The 26,372-nt window shown below is 72.4% G+C and carries 19 protein-coding genes; 8 read left to right on the plus strand and 11 right to left on the minus strand.

What is annotated here, in order from left to right:
• Positions 1–127: 127 nt before the first annotated feature.
• From chvE to ACGFK0_RS18205, 4 genes are all read left to right on the plus strand, one after another.
• Positions 128–1,204, plus strand: coding sequence for a multiple monosaccharide ABC transporter substrate-binding protein (chvE, locus tag ACGFK0_RS18190; RefSeq protein WP_392906510.1), 1,077 nt, complete (start codon positions 128–130; stop codon positions 1,202–1,204).
• 63 nt (positions 1,205–1,267) lie between these two features.
• Positions 1,268–2,806, plus strand: coding sequence for a multiple monosaccharide ABC transporter ATP-binding protein (mmsA, locus tag ACGFK0_RS18195; protein WP_392906116.1), 1,539 nt, complete (start codon positions 1,268–1,270; stop codon positions 2,804–2,806).
• Positions 2,803–4,044 carry a multiple monosaccharide ABC transporter permease gene (gene mmsB, locus ACGFK0_RS18200; protein ID WP_392906118.1) on the plus strand — a complete coding sequence of 414 codons (1,242 nt, stop codon included), beginning with the start codon at positions 2,803–2,805 and terminating at the stop codon, positions 4,042–4,044. Before mmsA ends, mmsB begins: the two co-directional genes overlap by 4 nt.
• 49 nt (positions 4,045–4,093) lie before the next feature.
• Positions 4,094–5,110: a LacI family DNA-binding transcriptional regulator gene (locus ACGFK0_RS18205; RefSeq protein WP_392906120.1), complete on the plus strand. Its 1,017-nt coding sequence runs from the start codon at positions 4,094–4,096 to the stop codon at positions 5,108–5,110.
• Between the two features lie 62 nt (positions 5,111–5,172).
• On the opposite strand, the gene araB is transcribed toward ACGFK0_RS18205, so the two are convergent.
• From araB to ACGFK0_RS18225, 4 genes are all read right to left on the minus strand, one after another.
• Positions 5,173–6,801, minus strand: coding sequence for a ribulokinase (gene araB, locus ACGFK0_RS18210; RefSeq protein ID WP_392906122.1), 1,629 nt, complete (start codon positions 6,799–6,801; stop codon positions 5,173–5,175).
• Between the two features lie 28 nt (positions 6,802–6,829).
• The gene (gene araA / locus ACGFK0_RS18215; RefSeq protein WP_392906124.1) at positions 6,830–8,326 is read right to left on the minus strand and encodes an L-arabinose isomerase; all 1,497 of its coding nucleotides are present in this window, start codon (positions 8,324–8,326) and stop codon (positions 6,830–6,832) included.
• Complete coding sequence (locus tag ACGFK0_RS18220; protein ID WP_392906125.1) at positions 8,323–9,000, minus strand: L-ribulose-5-phosphate 4-epimerase; 678 nt, start codon at positions 8,998–9,000, stop codon at positions 8,323–8,325. Before ACGFK0_RS18220 ends, araA begins: the two co-directional genes overlap by 4 nt.
• Before the next feature lie 73 nt (positions 9,001–9,073).
• Positions 9,074–10,063, minus strand: a complete 990-nt coding sequence (locus ACGFK0_RS18225) for a LacI family DNA-binding transcriptional regulator (protein WP_392906512.1) — start codon at positions 10,061–10,063, stop codon at positions 9,074–9,076.
• A gap of 184 nt (positions 10,064–10,247) precedes the next feature.
• Between ACGFK0_RS18225 and ACGFK0_RS18230 the strand changes: the two genes are divergently transcribed.
• A complete protein-coding gene (locus tag ACGFK0_RS18230; RefSeq protein WP_392906127.1) occupies positions 10,248–10,985 on the plus strand; it encodes a hypothetical protein in 738 nt (245 codons plus the stop codon).
• 92 nt (positions 10,986–11,077) lie between these two features.
• On the plus strand, positions 11,078–14,332 hold the full coding sequence (gene fdh, locus ACGFK0_RS18235; protein ID WP_392906129.1) for a formate dehydrogenase: 3,255 nt from the start codon (positions 11,078–11,080) through the stop codon (positions 14,330–14,332).
• 65 nt (positions 14,333–14,397) lie between these two features.
• Here the strand turns inward: fdh and selD are convergent, their stop codons facing one another.
• From selD to selA, 3 genes are read right to left on the minus strand one after another with little or no spacing between them, the layout of a single operon-like run.
• Entirely contained in the window at positions 14,398–15,456 is a 1,059-nt protein-coding gene (gene selD, locus ACGFK0_RS18240; RefSeq protein ID WP_392906131.1) for a selenide, water dikinase SelD, read from the minus strand.
• A complete protein-coding gene (locus ACGFK0_RS18245; RefSeq protein WP_392906132.1) occupies positions 15,453–17,219 on the minus strand; it encodes a SelB C-terminal domain-containing protein in 1,767 nt (588 codons plus the stop codon). The genes selD and ACGFK0_RS18245 overlap by 4 nt, the downstream gene beginning before the upstream one ends.
• The gene (selA, locus tag ACGFK0_RS18250) at positions 17,216–18,529 is read right to left on the minus strand and encodes an L-seryl-tRNA(Sec) selenium transferase (protein WP_392906134.1); all 1,314 of its coding nucleotides are present in this window, start codon (positions 18,527–18,529) and stop codon (positions 17,216–17,218) included. The genes ACGFK0_RS18245 and selA overlap by 4 nt, the downstream gene beginning before the upstream one ends.
• 190 nt (positions 18,530–18,719) lie before the next feature.
• Between selA and ACGFK0_RS18255 the strand changes: the two genes are divergently transcribed.
• A complete protein-coding gene (locus ACGFK0_RS18255) occupies positions 18,720–19,982 on the plus strand; it encodes a PucR family transcriptional regulator (protein WP_392906514.1) in 1,263 nt (420 codons plus the stop codon).
• 7 nt (positions 19,983–19,989) lie between these two features.
• Here ACGFK0_RS18255 and ACGFK0_RS18260 read toward each other — a convergent pair whose 3' ends face one another.
• From ACGFK0_RS18260 to ACGFK0_RS18270, 3 genes are all read right to left on the minus strand, one after another.
• On the minus strand, positions 19,990–21,759 hold the full coding sequence (locus tag ACGFK0_RS18260) for a fatty acyl-AMP ligase (RefSeq protein ID WP_392906135.1): 1,770 nt from the start codon (positions 21,757–21,759) through the stop codon (positions 19,990–19,992).
• A 29-nt stretch (positions 21,760–21,788) separates the two neighbouring features.
• Positions 21,789–22,793 (minus strand): acyl-CoA desaturase, encoded by a 1,005-nt coding sequence (locus tag ACGFK0_RS18265; protein ID WP_392906136.1) that lies wholly within the window; start codon positions 22,791–22,793, stop codon positions 21,789–21,791.
• A gap of 96 nt (positions 22,794–22,889) precedes the next feature.
• Positions 22,890–24,179: a lipase family protein gene (locus ACGFK0_RS18270; RefSeq protein WP_392906137.1), complete on the minus strand. Its 1,290-nt coding sequence runs from the start codon at positions 24,177–24,179 to the stop codon at positions 22,890–22,892.
• Positions 24,180–24,331: 152 nt separating this feature from the next.
• On the opposite strand from ACGFK0_RS18270, the gene ACGFK0_RS18275 reads away from it, so the two are divergent.
• Entirely contained in the window at positions 24,332–25,531 is a 1,200-nt protein-coding gene (locus ACGFK0_RS18275; protein WP_392906138.1) for an MFS transporter, read from the plus strand.
• On the opposite strand, the gene ACGFK0_RS18280 is transcribed toward ACGFK0_RS18275, so the two are convergent.
• Complete coding sequence (locus ACGFK0_RS18280; protein WP_392906139.1) at positions 25,528–26,238, minus strand: hypothetical protein; 711 nt, start codon at positions 26,236–26,238, stop codon at positions 25,528–25,530. The genes ACGFK0_RS18275 and ACGFK0_RS18280 overlap by 4 nt on opposite strands.
• Between the last annotated feature and the right edge of the window lie 134 nt (positions 26,239–26,372).

The raw sequence follows: 26,372 nt of genomic DNA on the forward strand, positions 1-26,372 counted from the left end.
AGGCCTCTTGACATGGCAGTGTGACCGGTAACAGCCTGTCCTGCGACCACCGGCAGCCACCCCGAGGTGAGACGTGAAGCGTAGGAAGCTCGTCAGCCTGGCACTGGGCCTTGGGCTCACGCTCGGCATGACCGCATGCGGGTCGAGTGAGAAGACCATCGACAAGGAGAAGGCCGAGCAGACGTCGGCGAAGGGCGCCCTGGTCGGCGTCACGATGCCGACCCGCTCGTCCGAGCGCTGGATCCACGACGGCGACAATCTCAAGAAGCAGCTCGAGCAGCTCGGCTACAAGGTCGACCTGCAGTACGCCGAGAACGACATCCCCACCCAGGCCAACCAGATCGACAACCAGATCACCAAGGGCGCCCGGCTGCTGATCATCGCCTCGATCGACGGCACCGCGATAACGACGCAGCTGCAGAAGGCGGCCGACAACGACATCCCGGTCATCGCCTACGACCGGCTGATCCGCAACTCCCCGAACGTCGACTACTACGCCACCTTCGACAACTACAAGGTCGGCGTGCAGCAGGCGACGTCGCTGCTGGTCGGGCTCGGCCTGAAGAAGCCGGACGGGTCCGAGGGCACCGCGAAGGGGCCGTTCGACATCGAGCTGTTCGCCGGCTCGCCCGACGACAACAACGCCACGTTCTTCTACAACGGCGCGATGGACACCCTGAAGCCGTACATCGACAAGAAGACCCTCGTCGTCAAGAGCGGCCAGACGGACTTCAAGACCATCGCGACGCTGCGCTGGGACCCGGGACGCGCGCAGAAGCGCATGGAGGACCTCCTCACCCGCGAGTACGGCGGCGGAACGAAGATCCAGGGCGTCCTGTCCCCCTATGACGGCCTGTCGATCGGGATCCTGTCGGCGCTGAAGTCCAGCGGCTACGGGACCGAGGGGCAGCCGTACCCGATCGTGACCGGCCAGGACGCCGAGGTCGCCTCGGTCAAGTCGATCATCGCGGGCGAGCAGTACTCGACGATCTACAAGGACACGCGGCAGCTCGCCTCGGTCACGGTGAAGATGGCCGACGCCGTGCTGAAGGGCGGGAAGCCGGAGGTCAACAACACCAAGGACTACGACAACGGCGTGAAGGTCGTGCCGTCCTACCTGCTCAACCCGGTGATCGTGAACAAGGACAACTACAGGAAACAGCTCATCGACACCGGCTACTACACCGAGGACCAGCTGAAGTAACGCGCCGGGGGCAGGCGCCCGCGGGCCCGGAGCCCGCGGGCGCCGCCGACCCCGAGGAGGACCATGACCGACGCGATACTGCGGATGCGCGGCATCACCAAGACCTTCCCCGCGGTGAAGGCGCTGGAGGACGTCAACCTGGAGGTCCGCAGGGGCGAGATCCACGCGATCTGCGGCGAGAACGGGGCCGGCAAGTCGACGCTGATGAAGGTGCTGTCCGGCGTCCACCCGCACGGCGACTACAGCGGGGACATCGAGTTCGAGGGCGAGCCGTGCCGGTTCTCCGGCATCCGCGACAGCGAGCGGCGCGGCATCGTCATCATCCACCAGGAGCTGGCGCTCAGCCCCTACCTGTCGATCGCCGAGAACATCTACCTCGGCAACGAGCGCCGCGGGCGGTTCGGGCTCATCGACTGGAACCGGACGAACGCCGAGGCGGCGGAGCTGCTCGACCGGGTCGGGCTGCGGGAGAACCCGGTGACGCCGGCGATGGACCTCGGCGTCGGCAAGCAGCAGCTCGTCGAGATCGCGAAGGCGCTGTCGAAGCGGGTGCGGCTGCTGATCCTGGACGAGCCGACCGCCGCGCTGAACGACTCCGACTCCGAGCATCTGCTGGATCTGCTGCGCGGCCTGCGCGACGAGGGCATCACCTGCGTGATCATCTCGCACAAGCTGAACGAGATCCGCGCCATCGCCGACTCCACGACGATCCTGCGCGACGGCCGGACGATCGAGACGCTCGACATGCGCGGCGACGTGTCCGAGGACCGCATCATCTCCGGCATGGTCGGCCGCGACCTGGACCACCGCTTCCCCGACCGCGTCCCCGACATCGGCGGCGAGGTGCTGCGGATCGAGGACTGGACCGTCCACTCCCCCACCCAGCACGGCCGCGTCGTCGTGGACGGCGCCGGGCTGACGCTGCGCCGCGGCGAGATCGTCGGGCTCGCGGGCCTGATGGGCGCGGGCCGGACGGAGCTGGCGATGAGCGTGTTCGGCCGCAGCTACGGCATCGGGATCACCGGACGGGTCTACAAGAACGGCGAGGAGATCACGCTCCGGACGGTCACCGACGCGATCCGGCACGGGCTCGCCTACGCCACCGAGGACCGCAAGACCTACGGCCTCAACCTCATCGAGGACATCCGGCGCAACATCTCGGCGGCGGGTCTGCGCGGCCTCGCCAAGGCGGGCTGGGTGGACGACAACCGCGAGTACGAGGTCGCCGAGCGGTACCGCAAGGAGATGAACATCAAGGCGCCGAGCGTGCTGACCCCGGCGGGGCAGCTCAGCGGCGGCAACCAGCAGAAGGTCGTCCTGTCGAAGTGGATGTTCACCGACGCCGACGTCCTGATCCTGGACGAGCCGACCCGCGGCATCGACGTGGGCGCCAAGTACGAGATCTATTCGATCATCAACCGGATGGCCGACCAGGGCCGGGCGGTGCTGGTGATCTCGTCCGAGCTGCCGGAGCTGATCGGAATCTGCGACCGCGTCTACGCGATGGCCGAGGGCCGGATCACCGGTGAGGTGCGCCGCGCGGACGCGACGCCCGAGCGGCTGATGCAGTACATGACCCAGACCGAGGAGACCACAGCATGAGCAGCGTGGCGCCGGCCGACCAGGCCGTGACCCCGCCGCCCGCCGAGCGGCCGAAGGCGGGCCGGACCCTGCCCGTCAACCTCCGGCAGAGCGGGATCTACATCGCGTTCGGGCTGATCGTCGCGCTGTTCGCGGTGCTCACCGACGGACAGCTGCTGTCCCCGCAGAACATCTCCAACATCATCGTCCAGAACTCCTACATCCTGATCCTGTCCATCGGGATGATCCTGATCATCATCGGCGGGCACATCGACCTGTCGGTCGGCTCGGTGGTGGCGGTGACGGGCGCCATCGCGGCCGTGCTGATGGTCGAGCACAACGTGCCGTGGCCGGTGGCGGTCGTGCTGACGCTCCTGGCGGGCGCCGCGATCGGGGCGTGGCAGGGGTACTGGATCGCCTACTTCGGGATCCCGGCGTTCATCGTGACGCTCGCCGGGATGCTGGTGTTCCGCGCGCTGACCCTGACCGTCCTGGGCAACAAGGGCATCGGCCCGTTCCCGGACGAGGTGCGGACGATCGCCAACGGCTTCCTGTCCGGCTACCTCGGCAACATCGGGCTCGGCCCGCTCGGCGGCGCGGACCTGTTCACGCTGCTGATCGCGCTGGTGCTGGTCGCCGGGTACGTCGGGTTCGGCTGGCGGAACCGGCAGGGGCGCATCGGGTACGGGCAGAAGGTCGAGCCGTTCACCGTGTTCGTGATGAAGAACGCCCTCGCCGTCGTGGTCGTGATGTTCATGGCCGTGCAGCTGGCGCGGTTCAAGAACATGCCGTGGGTGCTCGTCCTGCTGGGCGTGCTCGTCCTCGGCTCCACGCTGGTGATGAACCGGGCCGTGTTCGGCCGGCACGTCTACGCGCTCGGCGGCAACCTCCTCGCGGCCCAGCTGTCGGGCATCAAGGTCAAGTCGGTGTCGTTCTGGCTGTTCGTCAACATGGGCGTGCTGTCGGCCATCGCCGGGATCGTGTTCGCCGGGCGGCTGAACCAGGCGGGCCCGACCGCCGGGAACATGTTCGAGCTGGACGCGATCGCGGCGGCGTTCATCGGCGGCGCGGCCGTGCAGGGCGGCGTCGGCAAGGTGATCGGCGCGATCACGGGCGGCCTGATCATGGGCGTGATCAACAACGGGATGTCGCTGCTCGGCGCGCCGAGCGAGCGGGTCATGCTGATCAAGGGCCTGGTGCTGCTGGCGGCGGTCGCGTTCGACATCTGGGCCAAGCGCCGCAGCGGGACGGCCCGCTGACCGGGCGGAGGACGTTCCCGCGGGGCGACCCGATAGATTCGGGAGCGACATGACCGCCACGCCACCACCGGCCCGCCCCGGGCTCCGCGACGTCGCACGGATCGCCGGGGTGTCCCACCAGACCGTGTCCCGGGTGTTCAAGAACCATCCGATGGTCAGCCCGAAGACCCGGGACCGGGTGCTGGCCGCCGCGGCGCAGCTGGACTTCCGGCCAAACGCGGCGGCGCGGGCCCTGGCGACCGGGCGGTCCCGCACGCTCGGCGTCGTCAGCTTCGACACGGCGCTGTTCGGACCGGCGTCGATCATCGCGGCGATCGAGCGGAACGCCCGCGCCGCCGAGTTCTTCACCAGCGTCGCGAGCCTGGAGTCGCCGGGGCACGGCGCGGTCGCGGGGGCGGTGGACCGGTTCCGCGACCAGGGCGTGGACGGCATCATCATGATCCCCGGGCATGTCCCGCCGGACGAGGCCCTGCGGCACCTGCCGGACGATCTGCCGACCGTCCTGCTCGGGCCGGAGGCCACCGTCGCGACCGTGTCGGCCGACCACTACCTCGCGCCGCGGGAGGCGGTCCGGTACCTGCTGGAGCTCGGGCACCGGACCGTCCACCACCTGCCGGGCCCGGCGAACTGGTGGGAGGCGAACGAGCGCACGCGAGGCTGGCGGGACGGGCTCGCGGAGGCGGGCGCGGACGTCCCCGGCTGCGCGCCCGGCGACTGGAGCGCCCGGTCCGGCTACGAGCGCGGCCGGCTCCTGGCCGCCGACCCCGGCGTCACGGCCGTGTTCGCGGCCAACGACCAGATCGCGCTCGGGCTGCTGTGGGCGATCCACGAGAGCGGCCGCCGGGTACCGGACGACGTCAGCGTCATCGGCTTCGACGACATCCCGGAGGCGGCGTTCCTCACCCCGCCGCTCACGACCGTCCGGCAGGACTTCACCGCCCTGGGCCGGCACTGCGTGGAGCTTCTGATCGGGCAGCTGACCGGGCCGGGCACGGCAGTGGACGCGCCGCCCCAGGTCCCGAGCCAGCTGATCATTCGCCGCAGCACCGCCCCCGCCGCCCGCTAGAACCACCTTCACCTGCGGCGTGGCGCCCTTGAGGTCCGCTCATGAGGGCGACATGCCGCAGGTCAACGGAGGGAGCGGAGGCGATGCATGATCTCGCCGTCTCCGAAGCGGTCGTGGAGCGTGCGGTAGATCTCGTAGAGGGAGTCGTAGGCGTCCGCGCGGGCCTTGTTCGGGGTGTAGGCGGACGGGACGCGTCGGCCCATCGCCGCGGCGGCGGACGTGATGTCGGGGTAGGCGCCGGCGGCGACGGCGGCGTGCACGGCGGAGCCCAGGGCCGGGCCCTGGGACGAGCCGATCAGCGACAGCGGGCGGCGCAGGACGTCGGCGTAGACCTGCATGAGGAAGCGGTTCTTCATCAGGCCGCCCGCGACGACGAACTCCTCGACGGGCACGCCGGACGCCTCGAACGTCTCCACGATCATGCGGGCGCCGAACGCGGTGGCCTCGATGAGGGCGCGGTAGACGTCCTCGGGCCGGGTGGCGAGCGTCTGGCCGACGACCATGCCGGACAGGTCGTGGTCGACGAGGACGGAGCGGTTGCCGTTGTGCCAGTCGAGCGCGACGAGGCCGTGCCGTCCGACCGGCTGCTCCTCGGCGAGGGCGGTCAGGTGCTCGTGCACGGTCAGCCCGGCGGCGGCCGCCGCCTGGTTGTAGTGGGCGGGAACGCAGTTGTCGACGAACCAGGCGAAGATGTCGCCGACGCCGGACTGGCCCGCCTCGTAGCCCCACAGGCCGGGGACGATGCCGTCCGCGACGACGCCGCACATGCCGGGGACCTCGGCGAGCAGGCCGGACGACATGACGTGGCAGGTCGACGTGCCCATGATCGCGACCATCTGGCCGGGGCGGACGGCGTCGGCCGCGGCGGCGGTGACGTGGGCGTCGACGTTGCCGACGGCGACCGCGATGCCTTCGGGGAGGCCCGTCCAGGCGGCGGCCCGCGCGGTCAGGGTTCCGGCGAGGCCGCCGAGGGGGGCCAGGTCGTGGCCGAGTTTGTCGGGGAAGTCCGCGAAATCCGGGTGGAGGGCGGCCAGGAACTCGCGGGACGGGTACCGGCCGTCCTGGTGGATGCCCTTGTAACCGGCCGTGCAGATGTTCCGCGATTCCTGGCCGGTCAGCTGCCAGACGATCCAGTCGGCCGCCTCGATCCAGCGTTCGGCCAGGCCGTAGAGCTCGGGGTCGTGCTCCAGCAGCTGCAGGGCCTTCGCGAACTCCCACTCGGAGGAGATCTTGCCGCCGTAGCGGCGCAGCCAGGGTTCGCCGCGCTCGGCGGCGAGGGCGTTGATCCGGTCGGCCTGCGGCTGCGCCGAGTGGTGTTTCCAGAGTTTCGGCCAGGCGTGCGGCCGTTCCGGGTGCAGGTCGGACAGGGGCGTCCCGGCGGCGGTCGCCGGCAGGACCGTGCAGGCGGTGAAGTCCGTGCCGATGCCGATGACCTGGGATGGCGACACGTCCGCGACGGCCAGCGCCTTCGGGACGGCGGACCGCAGCACGTCCAGCCAGTCCCGGGGCGCCTGCAGGGCCCAGTCGGGATCGAGGCCGCCGCCGTCCGGCAGGGCCTCGTCGATCACTCCGTGGTCGTACTCGTGCACGCCGTCGCCGACCTCGGCGCCGTCCCGGACGCGGACGAGCACCGCCCGGCCTGACAACGTGCCGAAGTCGACACCGACGACGTACCGCTCTTCCGCGCTCATGGGCTCCTCCTCGTCACGGACGTGATCCTTACAGGCCCCTGGCCAAGCGGTGGTACGCCTGGTTCCAGCGGATCTCCTTCGTGAACTGGCGCAGCGTGGTGCCGGCGTCGATGGTGAGCAGTTCCACCCCGGCCATCTCGGCGAGATCGTCCAGCTCGTCCGCGCCGAGCGCCGCCGACAGGACGGTGTGGTGCGGCGCCCCTGCGGTCAGCCAGGCCTCGGTGGACGTGCGCAGGTCTGGCAGCGGACGCCACACCGCGCGGGCGACCGGCAGCATCGGCAGCGGCTCCGGCGGCGCGACGACCTCGATCTCGTTGGCGACCAGGCGGAACCGGTCGCCCATGTCGGCGAGCCCGGCGACGACGGCCGGGCCCGGCTCGGCGTCGAAGACCAGCCGGACGGGGTCCTCGCGCCCGCCGATGCCCAGCGGATGGATCTCCAGCGAGGGGCGCCCGGCGGCGATGGACGGGCAGACCTCCAGCATGTGCGCGCCGAGGATCAGCTCGTTGCCGGGTTCGAGGTGGTAGGTGTAGTCCTCCATGAAGGACGTGCCTCCGGGCAGGCCGGCGGCCGCGGCCTTCAGCGTCCGCAACAGCGTCGCGGTCTTCCAGTCGCCCTCGCCGCCGAAGCCGTAGCCGTCGGCCATGAGCCGCTGGACGGCGAGGCCGGGGAGCTGCCGGAGCCCACCGAGGTCCTCGAAGTTCGTCGTGAACGCCTTGAAGCCGCCGTCGTCGAGGAACGTCCGCAGGCCGAGCTCGATCCGCGCGCCGTAGCGGAGGGAGTCGTGGCGTTCGCCGGCGGGACGCAGTTCCGGGACGATGTCGTAGAGGTCGTCGTACTCCTTGACGAGTTCGGTGACGTCGTCGTCCGGGACGGCGTCCACGACCTCGACCAGGTCGTTCACGCCGTAGGTGTTGACGGAGACGCCGAACCGCAGCTGGGCCTCGACCTTGTCGCCCTCAGTGACGGCGACGTCCCGCATGTTGTCGCCGAAGCGGGCCAGCTTCAGCCGCCGCAGTTCGTGGAGGCCCGCCGCCGCCCGCGCCCACCCGGAGACGCGGACCCCGACCGACGGGTCGGAGACGTGCCCGGCGACGGTCTTGCGGGCGACGCCGAGCCGCGACTGGACGTATCCGAACTCGCGGTCGCCGTGGGCGGCCTGGTTCAGGTTCATGAAGTCCATGTCGATCGAATGCCAGGGCAGCCCGACGTTCGCCTGAGTGTGCAGGTGCAGCAGCGGCTTGGTCAGCACGTCCAGCCCGGCGATCCACATCTTCGCCGGGGAGAAGGTGTGCATCCACGCGATCAGGCCGATGCAGGAGTCGTCGGCGCCGGCGTCCAGGCACGTCCGGCGGATGGCGTCCGCGCCGGTGAGGACGGGTAGCCACCTCACGGTGACCGGCAGCGCGTCCCCGAGCCGCGCGGCGATCGCCGCGGACTGCTCGGCGACCTGCCGGAGGGTGTCCTCGCCGTACAGGCCCTGGCTGCCGGTGAGGAACCAGATCTCGCGGTTCGGAAAGCTCATGGTCGGCCCCTCTGCCCGTAGACGTTCTGGTAGCGGTCGTACAGCCGGTCGATGTCGCCGGCGTCCATCGGGAGCGGCTCGCCGATCTGGCGCGCCAGGTGGACGGTCCGGGCGACGTCCTCGCACATCACGGCCGCCTTGACCGCGGCGCGGGCGTCGGCGCCGATCGTGAAGACGCCGTGGTTGCGCATCAGCACGGCGGGGCTGCGGTGGCCGGCGAGGGTCTCGACGATGCCGCGGCCGATGTCGTCGCCTCCGATGAGCGCGAACGGGCCGACGGGGATCTCGCCGCCGAACTCGTCGGCCATCGCGGTCAGCACGCACGGGATCGGCTCGTCCCGCGCCGCCCACGCGGTCGCGTAGGTCGAGTGGGTGTGCACGACGCCGCCGACGTCCGGGCGGTGCCGGTACACGTAGGCGTGGGCGAACACGTCGCTGGACGGCTTGAGCGCCGGCTCACCGGCCGGCTTGCCCTCCAGGTCGCACAGCACCATCGCGTCGGGGGTGAGCCGCTCGTACGGCACGCCGCTCGGCTTGATCAGGAAGGTGTCGGCGTCGACGCGCGCCGACACGTTCCCGGCCGTCCACACGACCAGCCCGCCCTCGACGAGGAGCTGGTGCAGGACGGCCAGCTCCGTGCGGAGCGCGGCGGTCCCGCCGGCTGGCTCTGGCATCTCGGCTCCGTTCTGTTAGCGCTAACATCATGTGGCGTGACGAAGGACTGGGCTCGCGGGAACGGGACGGGGGCTAGGTCCGGCGGCGGACCCCGGTGCTCTCCCGGACGACGAGTTCCGGTTCGACGACCCGGCGCGACCCCTGCTCCAGGGGCCCGCCGATCCGGTCGAGCAGCAGGTCGAAGGCCCGCCGCCCCACCTCGGCGAAGTTCTGCCGGACGGTGGTGAGCGGCGGCGGGAAGTAGGCGGCCTCCGGGACGTCGTCGAAGCCGACGACGCTGACGTCGCCGGGCACGTCCCGGCCGGCCTCGCGCAGGGCGCGCAGCAGGCCGAGCGCCATCGCGTCGTTGGCGGCGAAGACGGCGGTGACCTCGGGGTCGGCGGCGATCCGCCGGCCGTACTCGTAGCCGGACCGGGCGCTCCAGTCGCCGGCGGGCGACGCCGGGACCTCGCGTCCCGCGGCCTCCAGCGCGGTGCGCCAGCCGTCGACCCGCCCGATCGCGTCCACCCAGTCGGCCGGGCCGGCCAGGTGCAGGACGGTCTCGTGCCCGAGGCTGAGCAGGTGCCGCACGGCGCGTTCGGCACCGGCCCGGTGGTCGACCGCGACGACGGGGAACGGCACGTCCGCGCCCGCGCCGACCGCGACGAGCGGGGTGCTGGACGGCAGTTCCTTCAGGCCCTCCGCCGCCGACTCGTGCGGCGCCACGACCATGATCCCGTCCACCGACTGGGCGCGCAGCCGCTCCACGCCCTCGCCGATCGAGCGGCGGTTCAGGGAGCTCAGGCTGACGATGCTGACGTTGTAGTCGTGCTCGCGGGCGACCTGCTCGATGCTGAACAGCGTGGACGCCGGGCCGTACAGCGTGGTGTCGAAGCTGACCACGCCGAGGACGCCGGACCTGCCGGTGGCCAGCACCCGCGCCGCCGAGTTCGGCCGGTAGTCCAGGGCCCGCACCGCCGCCATCACCCGGGCGCGGGTCTGCGGCCGCACCTTCTCGGGCGAGTTCAGCACCCGCGACACGGTCATCGCCGAGACGCCGGCCATCGCGGCCACGTCCTCCATCACCGCCAGCCGCCGGCCGTCGGCCGTCTCCGGTGATTCGGCGGCCACATCGCCTCCCCGCGCCTTTTGTACCGCTACACGCGAATGTTTGCGCTAACTAACCCGGATGTCAACACCGCCGCGCAGCAACCGCTCCCCGCTCACCAGTAACCTTCGGCTTACCGACGAGCGGAGGAGAGCTTCTATGGGCGAGTTGAGTGCGGCGGAGACCACGCGGGCCGTCGACCAGATCATCCATGACATCGGGGCGAAGTGGATGCTCGACAAGGCGACGTGGGCGCACGGGAAGAAGAACGGGTTCGACAACCCCTTCGCGCACTACTTCGCCGGGCGCTGCGGGGTGCTGGGCGACGTCGACGCCGACGTCGTGACCGCCGCGCTGGGCTGGTTCGCGCCGGGACTCGTCCGGCCCATGTGGGAGGAGGGCGTCGCGGTCGCCGGGGCGCGCGAGGCGGCACGGCGGTACGCGCTCGCGTGCGCGGACTGGGGCCGGGAGCACGTCCCGGACGACCCGCGCCTCTGCGAACTGGCCGAACAGGTGGTGCGGGCGGCCGAGGGGTCGGGACTGCCGCTGTTCTGCGGGTGGCGGGCCGAACCCCTCCCCGAGGACGGGCCGGCGCGCCTGACGCACGTGCTCCACCTCCTGCGGGAATGGCGCGGCGCGCTGCACCTCGTCGCGACGACCGCGGCCGGGCTCGCCCCTCTTGAGGCCGTCCTCGCCGCGAACCCGCCCGAGCGGGCCCAGTTCCTCGGCTGGCAGGGCGACTTCCCGGACTGCGACGCCCTCAAGCCGCAGCGCGCGGAGGCCGAGGAGATGACCGACAGGCTCACCGCCGCCGTGTACGAGCGCGCCCTGTCGCCGTCCGAACGCGCCGAGTTCGCGGAACTGGTCGGCAAGGCGGGGACGGCCGTCCTCGGCTGAGCCGTTCCCCGAGGTACGGCGGCGAGGCCGTGTTTCACGGGCGGGGCGGCGGGTAGGTGGAGGCCGCGCCGAGGTGAGAAGGGCGGTGTGACGTGGGCGTTCGCAGATGGATCGGGTCATGGCCCGTCTACCGCCAGTTCACCGGCGACGATCCGCTGGGCCGGGGGGCGGCCGCCAAGAGCGCGGGCACCGAACGGCTCGAAGCGAGGGTGAGCACCGCCGACAAGGTCGTGAAATCCGTCTGCCCGTACTGCGCGGTCGGCTGCGGGCAGGACGTGTACGTCCAGGACGGCAAGGTCACCCAGATCGAGGGCGACCCGGATTCACCGGTCAGCCGGGGGCGGCTGTGCCCGAAGGGCGCGGCGAGCCTCCAGCTGACCACCGGGTCGGCCCGCGAACACCAGGTCCTCTACCGGCGCCCGCACGGCACGGACTGGGAGCGGCTCGACCTCGGCACGGCGATGGACATGATCGCCGACCGGGTGATCGAGGCGCGCCGGCACGGCTGGCAGTGGGAGAGCGACGACGGGCTGCGGGTGCGGCGGACGCTGGGCATCGCGAGCCTCGGCGGCGCCACGCTCGACAACGAGGAGAACTACCTGATCAAGAAGCTGTTCACCGCGCTCGGCGCGGTACAGATCGAGAATCAGGCGCGTGTTTGACACTCCTCCACCGTTCCCGGTCTGGGAACCTCGTTCGGACGCGGCGGCGCGACCACCTTCCAGCAGGATCTGCAGAACGCGGACTGCATCGTCATCCAGGGCTCGAACATGGCCGAGTGCCATCCGGTCGGGTTCCAGTGGGTGATGGAGGCGAAGGCGCGCGGCGCCAAGCTGATCCACGTCGACCCGCGGTACACGCGGACGAGCGCTCTCGCGGACGCGCACGTCCCGCTGCGCGCGGGCAGTGACATCGCGTTCCTCGGCGGGATCGTCAACTACGTCCTGCAGAACGAGAAGTACTTCCGCGACTACGTCGTCTCCTACACCAACGCGTCGACGATCCTGACAGAGGACTTCCGCGACACCGAGGACCTGGACGGGGTCTTCTCCGGCCTGGACCGGGAGGGGCGCAGCTACGACCACACGACGTGGCAGTACGAGGGCATGCAGGTCCAGTCGGCCGCCGGGCAGCGCGACCTGCAGTACGAGGACCGCATCCGGGCCGTCGCGGAGGCGGGACGCGGTGAGGCGCACGGGTCCGGCGGCGCGGCGATCGGCGAGGGCCACCCCGAGCGGGACCCGTCGCTGGAGCACCCTAGGTGCGTGTTCCAGGTGCTCAGGCGGCACTACGAGCGGTACACGCCGGAGATGGTCGAGCGGATCTGCGGCGTCCCGCGGGACCAGTTCCTCAAGGTGTGCGAGATGGTCGCCGACAACTCCGGCCGTGACCGGACGACCGCGTTCGCCTACGCGGTCGGGTGGACGCAGCACACGGTCGGCGTCCAGTACATCCGGACGGCGGCCATCCTGCAGAGCCTGCTCGGCAACATCGGGCGTCCGGGCGGCGGCATCATGGCGCTGCGCGGGCACGCGTCCATCCAGGGCTCGACGGACATCCCGACGCTGTTCAACCTGCTTCCCGGGTACATCCCGATGCCGCACGCGCACACGAACCTGGATCTGGAGTCGTTCGTCCAGGGCGAGTCGGCGCGCAAGGGCTTCTGGGGCAACATGCGCGCCTACATGGTCAGCCTGCTGAAGTCGTACTGGGGCGACGCGGCGACGGAGGACAACGAGTACTGCTTCGACTATCTGCCGCGCCTGACCGGGTCGCACAGCACGTACGAGACGGCGATGGCGCAGATCGACGGGGTGTGCAAGGGCTACTTCCTGATGGGCGAGAACCCGGCCGTCGGGTCGGCGAACGCCAAGGTCCAGCGGCTCGGGATGGCGAACCTGGACTGGCTCGTCGTCCGCGACTTCTCGCAGATCGAGTCCGCGACCTGGTGGAAGGACGGCCCGGAGATCGAGACCGGCGAGATGCGCACCGAGGACATCGGCACCGAGGTGTTCTTCCTGCCCGCCGCGACGCACACCGAGAAGGACGGCAGCTTCACCAACACGCAGCGGATGCTGCAGTGGCACCACCAGGCCGTGGAGCCGGCCGGGGACGCGCGCAGCGACCTGTGGTTCATGTACCACCTGGGCCGGATCATCCGGGAGAAGCTCGCCGGCTCGCCCGACGAGATGGACCGCCCGGTCCTCGACCTCACGTGGGACTACCCGACGCATGGCGACCTGGACGAGCCGGACGCCGAGGCGGTTCTCGCGGAGATCAACGGCTACGACGGTGACGGGAACCCGCTGTCGTCCTACACGCAGCTCAAGGGCGACGGGTCCACCTCGTGCGGCTGCTGGATCTACTGCGGCTGCTACGCGGACGGCGTCAACCAGACGGCGCGCCGCAAGCCGGGCCGGGACCAGAACTGGGTGGCGCCCGAGTGGGGGTGGGCGTGGCCGATGAACCGCCGCATCATCTACAACCGGGCGTCCGCCGACCCGGAGGGCAACCCGTGGAGCGAACGCAAGGCGCTCGTGTGGTGGGACGCCGAGCAGGGCGAGTGGACGGGCCACGACGTGCCCGACTTCGTCGCCGACCGCCCGCCGGACTACGAGCCGCCGGATGACGCGACCGGCCCGGACGCGCTCGCCGGCACCGACCCGTTCATCATGCAGGCGGACGGCAAGGCGTGGCTGTACGTCCCGGCCGGGCTGATGGACGGCCCGCTGCCGACGCACTACGAGCCGCAGGAGTCGCCGTTCACGAATCCGCTGTACAAGCAGCAGCGCAATCCCGTCCGGCATCTGCTGCCGCCGCATCCCGACAACCGGTCGGCGCCGAGCGGCGACGCGCCGGGCGCGGACGTGTACCCGTTCGTGGCGACGACGTACCGGCTCACCGAGCATCACACGGCGGGCGGGATGTCGCGGTGGCAGCCGTACCTGGCCGAGCTCCAGCCGGAGTTCTTCTGCGAGATCTCGTCTGAGCTGGCGGCGAAGCGGGGACTGGAGCACGGCGGCTGGGCGACGATCGTCAGCCCGCGCGCCGTCGTGGAGGCGCGGGTCATGGTGACCGGGCGGATGCAGCCCCTCACCGTGGACGGGCGGACCCTGCACCAGGTCGGCCTGCCCTACCACTGGGGCCCGAACGGCTACACCACGGGCGACGCGGCGAACGAGCTGCTGCATCTCGTCCTCGACCCGAACACGCACATCCAGGAGGCGAAGGCCCTGTCGTGCGACATCCGCCCGGGCCGCCGCCCTCGCGGCCCCGCGGCGGCGGCCCTGGTCCGCGAGTACCGGGACCGGGCCGGCATCACCGGCGACACCGGAACCGAGGTCTGACCGGACGACGGTCACCGCGGCATGCCGCCCCTGTCGGCGGTGCCATGGGGGCGGCACGCCTCAGGTCAGCGGACGATCAGCGGGTGGGCGGCGGCGGGGATCAGTTCGCCGATGACGGGGGCGCCGGGGATCTCGCCGGCGATGAGGAGGCCGCCGGACGTCTGGGCGTCGGCGAGGAGGAGGCGTTCCTCCTCGCCCGCATCGCCGAAGTCGGTGTGCGGGGCGACCCAGTCGAGGTTGCGGCGGGTGCCGCCGCTGACGTATCCGGCGCGGGCGGACTCGCGGGCGCCGTCCAGGTAGGGGACGGCGGCGGCGGCGACCACGGCGGTGACGCCGGACGCGCGGGCCATCTTGTAAAGGTGGCCGAGGAGCCCGAAGCCGGTCACGTCGGTGGCGCAGACGGCCCCGGCGTCCAGTGCGGCGGCGGACGCGGCCGCGTTCAGCCCGACCATGGCGGCGACGGCGTGCTCGAAGACCTCGCCGGTCGCCTTGTGCCGGTTGTTCAGGATCCCGATGCCGAGCGGCTTGGTGAGGGTGAGCGGCACGCCGGGCCTGCCGGCGTCGTTGCGCAGGAGGCGGGCCGGGTCGGCGACTCCGGTGACGGCCATGCCGTACTTGGGTTCCGGGTCGTCCACGCTGTGGCCGCCGCCGACGTGGCAGCCCGCCCGGGACGCGACGTCGAGGCCGCCGCGCAGCACCTCCCGTGCCAGTTCGAACGGCAGGACGGCGCGGGGCCAGGCGAGCAGGTTCACCGCGACGAGGGGACGGCCGCCGACCGCGTACACGTCCGACAGCGCGTTCGCGGCGGCGATCCTGCCCCAGTCGTACGGGTCGTCGACGACGGGGGTGAAGAAGTCGGCGGTGGCGACGGCGGCCAGGCGGCCCGGGGAGCCGGGGACGCGGACGACCGCCGCGTCGTCGCCGGTTTCGAGGCCGACGATCAGCTCTCCGTTCGGGGACGCGGGGACTGCCCCCAGGCCCGCGAGGACGTCTTCCAGTTCACCCGGCGGGATCTTGCAGGCGCAGCCTCCGCCGTGCGCGTACCCGGTCAGCCTCTTCGTCATCTCAGGCTGGTTCGTGTCAGGCTGGTTCGTGGCAGGCTGGGTCGTCTCGGCCTGGGTCATGTCGTCCTTCCTGTGCAGCGCCGGCGGAGGTCGTCCACGCGGACCGTGTAGCCCCGCTCGTCCAGGTGCTCCAGCAGCGGGACGGCGACGCGGCGGGTGGTGCCGAGGGCGCGGCGCGCCTCGCTCAGCGTGAACGTGTCGCCGAGTTCCGCGAGCAGCGCGGCGGCGCGGGCGTCGTCGCCGGGCAGCAGGACGATCCCGTCGCCGATTCTGAGGAGCGCGCCGGCCCCGGCCGCGGCGGCGAGCATCTTCGGGGTGAGGCCCAGTTCTGCGAGGCGGTTCGCGTCGGGGGCCCGGAACGGGGTCTCGGCCAGCTCGCGGCGGACGGCGTCGACGGCCGCCCGGACGGCCGGGGGCAGCTCGGGCGCGGTCGCCCGGCCGTAGATCCGCCCGTCGCGCTGCCGCAGCCCGGCCGCGAGCGCGTCCAGGAGCGCGCGGTCGGGCAGGCCGAGGGCCCTTCGGGCGGCTTCGGCGGGCATCCCGGGGTCGGCCGGGTCGGCGGCGGCGTGCTCCTCGACGACCGCGACGAGACGCTTGCGCAGTTCGTCCCAGAGGCCGGGGTCGGCGACCCAGTCACCGGCGACGGGCTCGCTGGAGACGGGGACGCCCATCGCGATCAGGTCCGTCCGCCTGATCAGGCCGCGGCGGCGCAGCTCGGCGGCGCCGTCCGGGCGCCCGGTCAGGGGGGCCAGCTCCCGTGCCCGGGCCGCCGCCGCGCCCCGCCTGGTGAACGGCTCGGGGCGGACGTCCAGCACCGTGACCCCGGCGGGGACGCGGTGGCGTCCGGGGTCGCGCAGCAGGGCGATGTCTCCGACCCGCAGCGGCAGCGGCCGCCGCAGCGAGATCCGGGCGGTGTCGTCGCCGAGCGGGCGGACGTGCACCGGCACCGCCGCCGACCCCACGTGGAGGACCAGCTCGCGCGGCAGGTCCCGGGCCGGGTCGCCGCGCAGCCGCACGTCGATGACGTCGGCGCCGAGCCAGCGTCCCGGCGCCAGCAGGGCGTCGCCCCGGCCGATGTCCCCCGTGCCGCCGTGCACGTTGACGGCGACGCGGGCGACGGCGCCGACCGTCTCCCGGTCCTCCTTGAGACTTTGCAGCCCGCGCACGCGGACGAGCCCGCCGCCGGCGGCGAGCCGGTCCCCGACGCGGATCGTCCCGGCGCCGAGCGTCCCGGTCACGACGGTGCCCCGGCCCCGGATGGTGAAGACCCGGTCGACCCAGAGCCGGACATCGGCCTCGCCGTCGGGGGGCGGCAGCGACCCGGTGAGCCGCTCCAGCGCGTCCCGCAGCCCGTCGACGCCCTCGCCCGTGGCGCCGCTGACCGTGACCGCCTCGACCTTGCCGAGCGAGGTGGCCGCGATGCGGGCGAGCGCGTCGTCCCGCACCCGGTTCGCCGCCGCCTCGCCGGTGAGGTCGCGGCGCGTCACGACGAGGAGGCCGTGCCGGACGCCGAGCGCGTCCAGGACCGCCAGGTGCTCCTCCGACTGCCGCTGCCAGCCCTGATCGGCCGCGACCACGAACATGACGCCGGGGACGGGCCCGACCCCCGCCAGCATCGTCGCGACGAGGCGCTCATGCCCGGGGACGTCCACGAACGCGACCCGCCCGCCGCCGGGGAGCGTCGTCCAGGCGAAGCCGAGGTCGATCGTCAGGCCCCGCCGCCGCTCCTCCTCCAGCCGGTCGGGCTCCATCCCGGTGAGGGCGCGGACGAGCGTGGACTTGCCGTGATCCACGTGGCCCGCGGTGGCGATGACGTGCGTCATCGCGCCGCCGCCCGCACCGCCCCGGCGATCTCGTCGTCCTGACCCGGCGGCACCGAGCGCAGGTCGAGCAGGCAGCGCCCGTCCTCGACGCGTCCCATCACCGCCGGTGCCGCCCGCCGCAGCCGCGCCGCGTACCCGCCGGGCAGCGACACCGCCGCGCTCGGCAGGACGACGCCGGGCGCGCCGCCGCCCCCGACCGCCGCCTCGCTCTCGACGTCCATCGCGTCCACGCCCTCGTCCCGCAGTCGTGCGGCGAGCCGCCCGGCCCGCTCCCGCAGCGCCGCCGCGTCCGCGTGCAGGGCCGCGTCCGTCGGGGTGCGCGGGCCGCGGACGGTGGCCTCCAGCGCGGCGAGCGTCAGCTTGCCCACCCGCAGCGCCCGCGCCAGCGGATGGCGGGCCAGCCGCCGCACCAGGTCGTCCCGTCCGAGGACGAGCCCGCACTGCGGCCCGCCGAGCAGCTTGTCGCCGCTGGCCGTGACCAGGTGCGCGCCCGCCTTGAGCATCGAGGCCGCGTCGGGTTCGTCCGGAAGGAGCGGCTCGTGCGCGAGCAGCCCGGAGCCGATGTCGGCGACGACCGGCACACCGAGCCCGGTCAGTTCGGCGACGCCGGCGTCCTGCGTGAAACCCGTCATGCGGAAGTTCGACGGATGCACCTTGAGGATGAAGCCGGTCTCGTCCCCGACCGCCGCCGCGTAGTCGTCCGGCGTGGTCCGGTTGGTCGTGCCGACCTCCCGCAGCCGCGCGCCCGTGGCCGCGAGCAGTTCGGGGATGCGGAACCCGTCCCCGATCTCCACCATCTCGCCGCGGCTGATCACGATCTCCCCGTCCCCCGCGAGGGCGGTCGCGGCGAGCACGAGCGCCGCCGCCCCGTTGTTGACGACGTGCGCCGCCTCCGCCTGCGGCACCCGCTCCAGCAGCGCGGCCAGCACCGACCGTCCCCGCCTCGCCCGCTTGCCGGTCTCCAGGTCCAGCTCGACGTCGGTGGCCCGCGACGCCACGGCCACCGCGTCCCGCGCGGCGTCCGACAGCGGCGCCCGCCCCAGGTTGGTGTGCAGCAGGACGCCGGTCGCGTTGATCACGGGACGCAGCCCGGACGCGGTCGCCGGCAACGCCTCCACCGCCGCGTCGGCCACCGCGTCCGGCGGGATCTCCCCCGCCCTCGCCCGTCGCTGTGCCGCGACGAGGGCCGCCTTCACGACCCCGCGGCCGAGCCGTTCCTCCGCCCGCGCGAGCCGCGGATCGCAGAGCAGCACATCCGTCCGCGCGATCCGCCGCCGCCCGTCCCCGGCGGGCACCGCTTCATGATCCATCGCCCGACCTCCGCTGCGCCGGTACCCGTCAGCCCGCACCCGAAACGACCAGCGGGGCCTGAACACGGCCCTCGGGCCGTAGCCGTTCGGGGTGCCGGGTGGGTTTATCACCGAAGTGAGTGTCGCGGGGGGCGGGATGTGCCTAGCCTGGCGGCCCAGGCGTCCACTCCGGAGGTGACTCTTGACCGAGGTGCATGTGAAATCCTCCGGGGACGAGCTGTCGGCCCAGCCGTGGAGGGACGTCCCGCGCGAAGAGGCGGAGTGGATGCGGCCGCACCTTGCGGCATTGGCCGACATCATGGTCGAGGGGGTGCTGCGGCACGTTCCCGAGTACGCCCGGCCCGACGATCCCGTCTACATCGATGCGATGCGGATCGCGGCGGAGCGGGGCATGGGGCACTTCGTCCAGATGATCGCCGATCCGGACGCGTCCTGGCAGGAAGTGCACCAGGTCTTCTTCGACATCGGGTACGGGGAGGCGGTCGAGGGACGCTCGCTGGAGCATCTGCAGAACGCGCTGCGGATCGCGTCCCGGACGGCCTGGCGGTACCTGTCGCGGGAGGCCGATCGGCTGAGGAAGCCGCGCGAGCTGGCGATCTCGCTGACCGAGGTGAACTTCGCGTACCTGGATCTGCTGGCGTCCGCCGCCGCGCAGGGCTACGCGCGTGCCCGGGAGAAGGCGGCGGGCGAGCGGGAGCAGCGCCGCGGCCGGCTGCTGAGCCTGCTGCTGTCCGACCCGCCCGCACCGAAGGACATCGTCGCCGAGCAGGCGAACCTGGCCGGCTGGGCGCTGCCGGAGCGGCTGGCGGTGATCGTGCTGACCCCGCGTCCCGGCAGTGGCGGGGAGGGCCCGGCGGGGCTGCCGCCGGGACTGCTCAGCGGCCTCGACCGGGGGCGGCCGTGCCTGGTGATGCCGGACCCGGACCGCCCGGGCGGGTCCGACCGGCTCACCGCGACCCTCGGCGGGTGGACGGGCGCGGTCGGGCCGTCGGTGCCGGCGGACCAGGCGGGCATCTCCCTGCACTGGGCGCACCGGACGCTCGACCTGATGGCCGCCGGGCGGCTCGGGCACGCACCGGCCCCGGGTCCCCGGGTGAACGGGAGCGCGCGGCGGACCGGCGTCCTCGTCCACGCGGACCGGCACATGCCGGACCTGCTGCTGCAGGAGGGCTGGACGCTCGCCGAGGCGGCGGCGCGGCGCAGGCTGACGCCGCTCACCGCGCTCGGCCCGCACCGCGGCGGCCGGCTGGCGGTCACGATGCTGGAGTGCCTCAAGCACGGCTTCAACGCGACCGACGCCGCGGAGGCGCTGAGCGTGCACCCGCAGACGGTCCGGTACCGGCTCGCGCAGCTCCACGAGATCTTCGACTACGACATCGAGGACCCGGCGCTGCGGCTGGAGCTGATGCTGCTGCTTCCCGTCTGGCTGCGGGACGCCGGCGAGGAGGCGTGAGCCCGGGTCACTCGGTCCTGGCGGGCACCTCCGTGGTCGGCAGCGTCTCGTCGAGGTAGGCGAGACGGCAGGCGGACCGCGCGATCTTCCCGCTGCTGGTGCGGAGCAGGCCGCCGGGCTCGATCAGCACGAAGTCGTGGACGCGCAGGTCATGCTGCTGTTTCACGGCCGTCCGCACCGACTGCGCGACCTCGTCCGGGTCGAGCAGCGCGATCGGCACCCGCCGGTTCCGCTCGGCGATGACGACGAGGCCCTCGGTCTCGCCGGTGTCGGTGGGCACGTCGACGGACACGGCGCAGGTGTACTCGGGGCGGATGGCCTTGTGGGCGCCCGAGACGGTGAACTCGATGTCCTGCGGGTAGTGGTTGCGGCCGTCGATGATGACCAGGTCCTTGATCCGGCCGGTGACGAACAGCTCGCCCCGGTGCAGGACGCCGAGGTCGCCGGTGCGCAGCCACGGCCCGGCGGGCAGGTCGCCCGGGTCGTTGAGCCGTGCCTGGAAGGTCTCCCTGGTGGCCTCCGGGCGCCCCCAGTAGCCGGCGGCGACGTTCGGGCCGTGCACCCAGATCTCGCCGACCTCCCCGTCCGGGAGCCGGTTGCCGGTCTCGGAGTCGACGATGACGGCGTGCTGGCCGTAGGACGTCCCGCAGGCGATCAGCTGGATCGCGCCGGGCGCGTCGGCGGCGCACGGCTCGGCGGCGCCGCGGCGGAGCCGCTCGTGGTCGAACGCCTGGCGCGTCGGTTCCCGGAAACGCGACGACGCCGACACGTAGACGGTCGCCTCGGCCAGGCCGTAGGCGCACACCTGCGCCTCGGGCTTCAGCCCGCAGTCCTTGAACGCCTCGTAGAACCCGCTGAGCGTGCTCTCCCGGATCGGCTCGGCGCCGTTCATGAAGACCTGCACGCCGCTGAGGTCGAGGCCCTTCTTCTCCTCCTCGGTGACCTGCGCGGTGAGGTACTCGTAGGCGAAGTTCGGGCCGCCGGTGAACGCGTGGCTCTGCGCGCTGAGCAGCTCCAGCCAGCGGACGGGACGCATGATGAACGCGACCGGGTCCATGATCACGCCGGGGTTGCCGTACACGAGCGGCAGCGCGACGGTGGTGACCAGGCCCATGTCGTGGAACACCGGCAGCCAGTTCACGCCTGACGACTCGCGCGGGATGCCCTCGAACGTCCGCCACAGCTGCTCGGCGTTCGTCGCGAAGTTGCCGTGCGTGATGATCACGCCGGCGGGGGTGCGGGTCGAACCGGAGGTGTACTGCAGGTAGGCGACGTCGTCCGGGTCGATCGGCTCGGGCGTCCAGTCGAGCGTCCCGTCCACCTGGTCCGCGACGATGATCTCGGCGGGTTCGCCGACGCTGTTGTCCGCCAGGAACGCCCTGACGTGCGGCAGCGACGCACTCGTGGTGATCACGACGTCGGGTTCGGCGTCCTGGTAGACGGCCAGGAGCCGGTCGCCGTGGCCGGGCAGGTCCGGCGAGAACAGCGGGACGCCGATGACGCGGGCGTACATCGCGCCGAGGAACCCGGTGACGTAGTGGAGGTCCTGCGGGGCGAGCAGCGCCACCCGCCGCCCCGGCTCGGTGGCGCGGCGGATCGCGGCGGCGATGGAGCGGGCGCGCCTGTCCAGTTCGCCCCAGGTGACGTGGAGGGCGACGCCGTCCGGGTCCTTCATGTAGTCCATGAACGTGTAGGCGCGGTCGTCGGGGAAGTCCTTGGCGAACCGGGACAGCCGCTCGATGAGGGGCGTCCGGTCGAGGGCGGGCAGTTCGGTCATGCTTCGTGGCTCCTGTACGGGGAGGCGGGTCAGGAGGAGACGGGGTCCGCGGCGGCGTCCGGGGCGGTCCCGTCGCGGAGGCCGCGCCCGCGGGGGACGCGGCGGGAGGCGAGGCGCTCGTGGTCGGGCCAGCGCACGTCCCAGACCCAGCCGAGCCTCTCGAAGATCCAGATGACGCGGGCGCTGATGTCGATCTGCCCCTTGAGGACGCCGTGCCGGGCGCACGTCGGGTCCGCGTGGTGCAGGTTGTGCCAGGACTCGCCGAACGACGGGATCGCCAGCCACCACACGTTGCGGGCCTTGTCGCGGGTCTTGAAGTCCTCCCTGCCGAACACGTGGCAGATCGAGTTGATCGAGAACGTGACGTGCTCGCCGGCGAACACCCGCATCAGGCCGCCCCAGAACAGCGCGGTGAGGGCGCCGTGCCAGGAGAGGGTGAGCAGCGCGCCGAGCCCCATCGGGACGAGGAACGTGGAGAGGACGATCACGGCGTAGACCGGGTCGAGGGACAGGAACCGGATGTCCTTGTCCCTGAGCAGGTCCGGTGCGTACTTGCTGCGGGACGTCCTGTCCTTGCTGAACAGCCAGCCCATGTGCGCGTGGTACAGCCCCTTGGTGAGACCCCACACGCCCGGCCCGTACGCCCACGGCGAGTGCGGATCGCCCTCCTGGTCGGAGTACTTGTGGTGGCGGCGGTGGTCGGCGACCCACCGGACGACCGATCCCTGCATCGCCTGCCCGCCCAGGATGGCGAACGCGATCCGCAGCCACCGCTTGGCCTTGAAGCCGCCGTGGGTGAAGTGCCGGTGGTAGCCGACCGTGATCCCGATCGCGTTGAGCGGATAGAGGAAGGCGAAGATGGCCACGTCCGTCCAGCCGAGCCCCCAGCCCCAGAGGAAGGGGACGGCCGCCAGTACCCCGATGATCGGCGCGACCACGAACACCACGACCGCGATGCGCTCTGGCAGCGGGACGGTACCGGAGATGTCCGGCTGCGGGGTTCGGCTGCCGGCGTCGGCGACACCCGCTGTCATGTACGGCTCCTTAGATGTTCGGTTGCGGGGAGGCCCCGGCACGGGGTCCGGGCCACCGGTCGTCCCGGCGGCCCGGCCCGCGGGCGGGGGTATCGGTCAGCAGTTGCCCTCGGCGGGCTTGCCTGCGAACCGGTCACCGAGGAATTTCGTCACGTCCCCGGCCGCACCCCAGTCGGTGCTCAGGTGCTCGGTCGGGTAGTTGTTCTTCCACGTCGTGTTGATGCCGGCGTCGCAGTAGCGCTGCCGCGTGGCGTCCTCGGTCTCGTGCGGGATGATCTCCTCCAGCCAGCCCCGGTACTGGAACACCGGGAAGCCGATCTTGTACTTGGCGTCCGAGGAGGGGGTGCCGATGCCGACGCCGAGGCGCTGCCGGTCGACGAGCTCGCCCCACGTCACGCCGCCGGGGCCCTTCAGCGCGTAGATCTGCTCCAGCGTCAGCCCGTCGTCGGAGAAGTTCTCGACCTTCGCGCCGAGGAACACCGCGAGCGTCCCGAACAGGCAGTGGGATTTCACGTCCCGGATGGCCTTCTCGCCCGTGTCGTTCATCAGCTCGGTGAACGGCATCTCCGGGTAGGCGGCGTTCAGCCCGACGAGCGCGTCGGCGAGGAAGCCCGCGAACAGGCTGCCGTTCAGCTGCTTCGCCGTCACCTTCAGGTCGCCGGGCACGCCGCCCGCCGCCGCGCCGACCACGTTCAGCTCCGGGGCGTAGGACGCGGCGAGCTGCGCGCCCCACAGCGCGGCGGCGCCGCCCTCGGAGTAGCCGGAGATGCCGACGTCGCCGTCCGCCTTGAGCGTCCCGCCCGGGATCCCGCGGGACGCCCGGACGGCGTCCAGCAGCGCGTGCCCGGCGTTGGCGCCCACCATGTACGTGTGGACCTGCCCGTTCAGGTACCCGACGCCGTCGGTCGCGGCGACCGCGTAGCCGGCGTGCAGGAACAGCTGCAGGTTCCCGCCCTCGTACATGTCGACGTACTGTCCGGCGAGCTGCCTGGAGAACGCGCACTGGAGGCCGGAGCCGAGCGTTCCGGGGTTGAACGCGACGGTCGGGCGGGATCCGTCTCCCGTCCAGGGGGCGTCGGGGATCGCGACCGTCCCCGTCACCACGTTCTTTGCGCCCTTGGCGTCCGTCGAGACGTACCGGACCTTCCACGCCTGCATCGGGACGTCGCCCGGGATGTTCGTCAGCTTCACCGGCCGGCAGGCGAGCAGGTCACCCGGGTTTCCCGGCACCGCGGCGGGCGGCGCCGCGTAGATCTCGGCGTCGGTGGCGTCACAGCCCGGCGGTGCCGCGTCCCGGGGTGCGGCGATCGCCTGCGGCGCGGCGACCGCGGGCACGGCGAGCGCCGCGCTCACGACCGCGGTGGTGAACAGGCTACGAAGACGCATTCTCGCTCCGGGGTGGGCCGGGGATCCGAATGCTGACGACTGTGTCCCACCGGCCTGACGCGCGGAATGAAGTCTCCTCACATGCTCGGGCGCCGTTATTAGCAACGAACTCAATAACCGGGCGGTGCGGCCGGTCTCCTAACGTCGTCGGCATGAGCGAGTCATCTCAGCGCGCGAGGGACGCCCGCGGCGCCCGTCCGCCCCTGGTCGGACGGCACCTGGCACTGGTGTTCGCGGCGACCTTCACGAGCCTGGCCGGAGTCTTCCTGCTGCTGTCGGTCGTCCCGATGTACGCGGTGGACGGCGGGGCGGGCCGCGCCGGCGCGGGCGTCGCGACGGGCTCGCTGATGCTGACGACGGTGCTCGCCGAACTGGCCCTCCCCCGCCTGCTCATCCGGTTCGGGTACGTGCCGGTTCTCGCGGCCGGCCTGCTGCTTCTCGGCCTTCCGCCGCTCGCGCTGCTCGCCTCGTCGGACATGGCGACGATCATCGTGGTGAGCCTGGTGCGCGGCGTCGGCTTCGGAGTCGCCGTGGTGGTACCGAACGCGCTGGTGGCCGCGCTCGCCCCCGCGGCGCGCCGGGGCGAGGCACTCGGCGTCTTCGGGCTCACCACCGGGCTGCCGGCGGTGCTCGCGCTCCCGCTCGGGGTGTGGCTCGCCGGACAGGTCGGCTACCCGGCCGTGTTCATCGCGGCCTCGGTGGTCTCGCTCGCCGCCCTGGCCGCGCTGCCCGGCCTGCCGCGCCACCTCGCGTCCACGTCCGGGCGGCGGAGCTTCGGGATCGTGGCGGGGCTGCGGTCGCCGGGGCTGGTGCGTCCGGCGGTCGCGTTCGCCGCGACCGCGATGGCGGCGGGCGTGCTGATCACGTTCCTGCCGGAGGCGGTACCGGCCGGGGGCGTCGCGGCGGCGGCGCTGTTCGTCCAGCCGGCCGCCACGACGTTCACCCGCTGGCGGGCGGGACGCGCCGGGGACCGGCACGGCGCCGCGCGCCTGCTGGCGCCCGCCGTCATCCTCTCGGCGGCCGGGATCGCGCTGCTGGTCCTCGTACCGGCCCCGGCCGCCGTGTTCGCCTCGATGATCCTGTTCGGCGCCGGGTTCGGGGTGACGCAGAACGCGAGCCTGGCGTTGATGTACGAACGGGCGCCCGCCTCCGGTTACGGGACGGTCAGCGCGCTCTGGAACATCGGCTACGACGGCGGCATGGGCATCGGCGGCGTCGCGTTCGGCGTCGCCGCCGCCCACACCGGCTACCCGGCCGCCTTCGCCGTGACCGCCGCCGTGATCTTCCTCACCGTGCCGCTGGCCGTCCGGCGCCGCACCCGCCGGCCACGGCGTCGCGGCCCGGCGCCCTAGCCGTGGGCGGGACGCGGGGGTTCGCCCGACCGGGCCGGGCGGGTCGGGCGGCTGGTGTCCGTGTGGCGCGGGACGGTGTCCGGTGAGCGCGAGATGGTCTCGGCCGCGCGGGCGGGCTCGGCGCGCCGGCCGGGGCCGTCGTCGGCGTCCGCCCCGGCGTCCGCGGGCAGGAGGCCGGACGTCTCCAGGTAGTTGCGGCCCCGGGGCGTGAGGTCCCACGCGTTCTGCCGCCACTCCTTGCGGCGCCACACGACGCCCGCCGACAGCAGCTTGCGGCCCACGCGGCTGATCTCGGTCTCGTCGGTGCCGAGTTCGGCGGCGAGCTGCCGGTTGGACATCCCCTGGCGGCGGGACACGGCGAGCATGAAACGAGCGGCGTGGCCGTCGGGCTGCAGCGCGAGCTGGAGGCCGGACGGGAGCCGCTTCAGCGCCCAGTGGACGACGTCGATCAGACCGAGGATGCGGCCGCGCTGCTCGCGCTGCGGGCCGTCCAGGGCGCCGACGTCCAGGTAGTGGCGGTGCAGCCACTGCAGCCCGTCCTGGCATTCGACCAGGGCGGGCTCGTCCGCGCTCAGCGACGCGTCGGTGATGAGCATGCCGAGCGCGCTGAAGTGGCCGTCGCTGATGATCTTGGCGTGTTCCATCGCGTCGATGAGGCGCCGGACCTCCGTCCGGCGGTCACGGACGGAGTCGGTCGTTGCGCTCATGGTCACACTCCCGGGTCGACGGGCACCGCCGGACAGATCCAGAGTGCGGCTTTGCCAAGTGAATGTCAAGTGATGCGGATCCAGGTTCTGTAGCGGAGGACACTGAATGCGGAGTGCGGGGGAGTTAGCATCGA

This window comes from Spirillospora sp. NPDC048823, assembly GCF_043198445.1.
GTDB lineage: Bacteria > Actinomycetota > Actinomycetes > Streptosporangiales > Streptosporangiaceae > Spirillospora.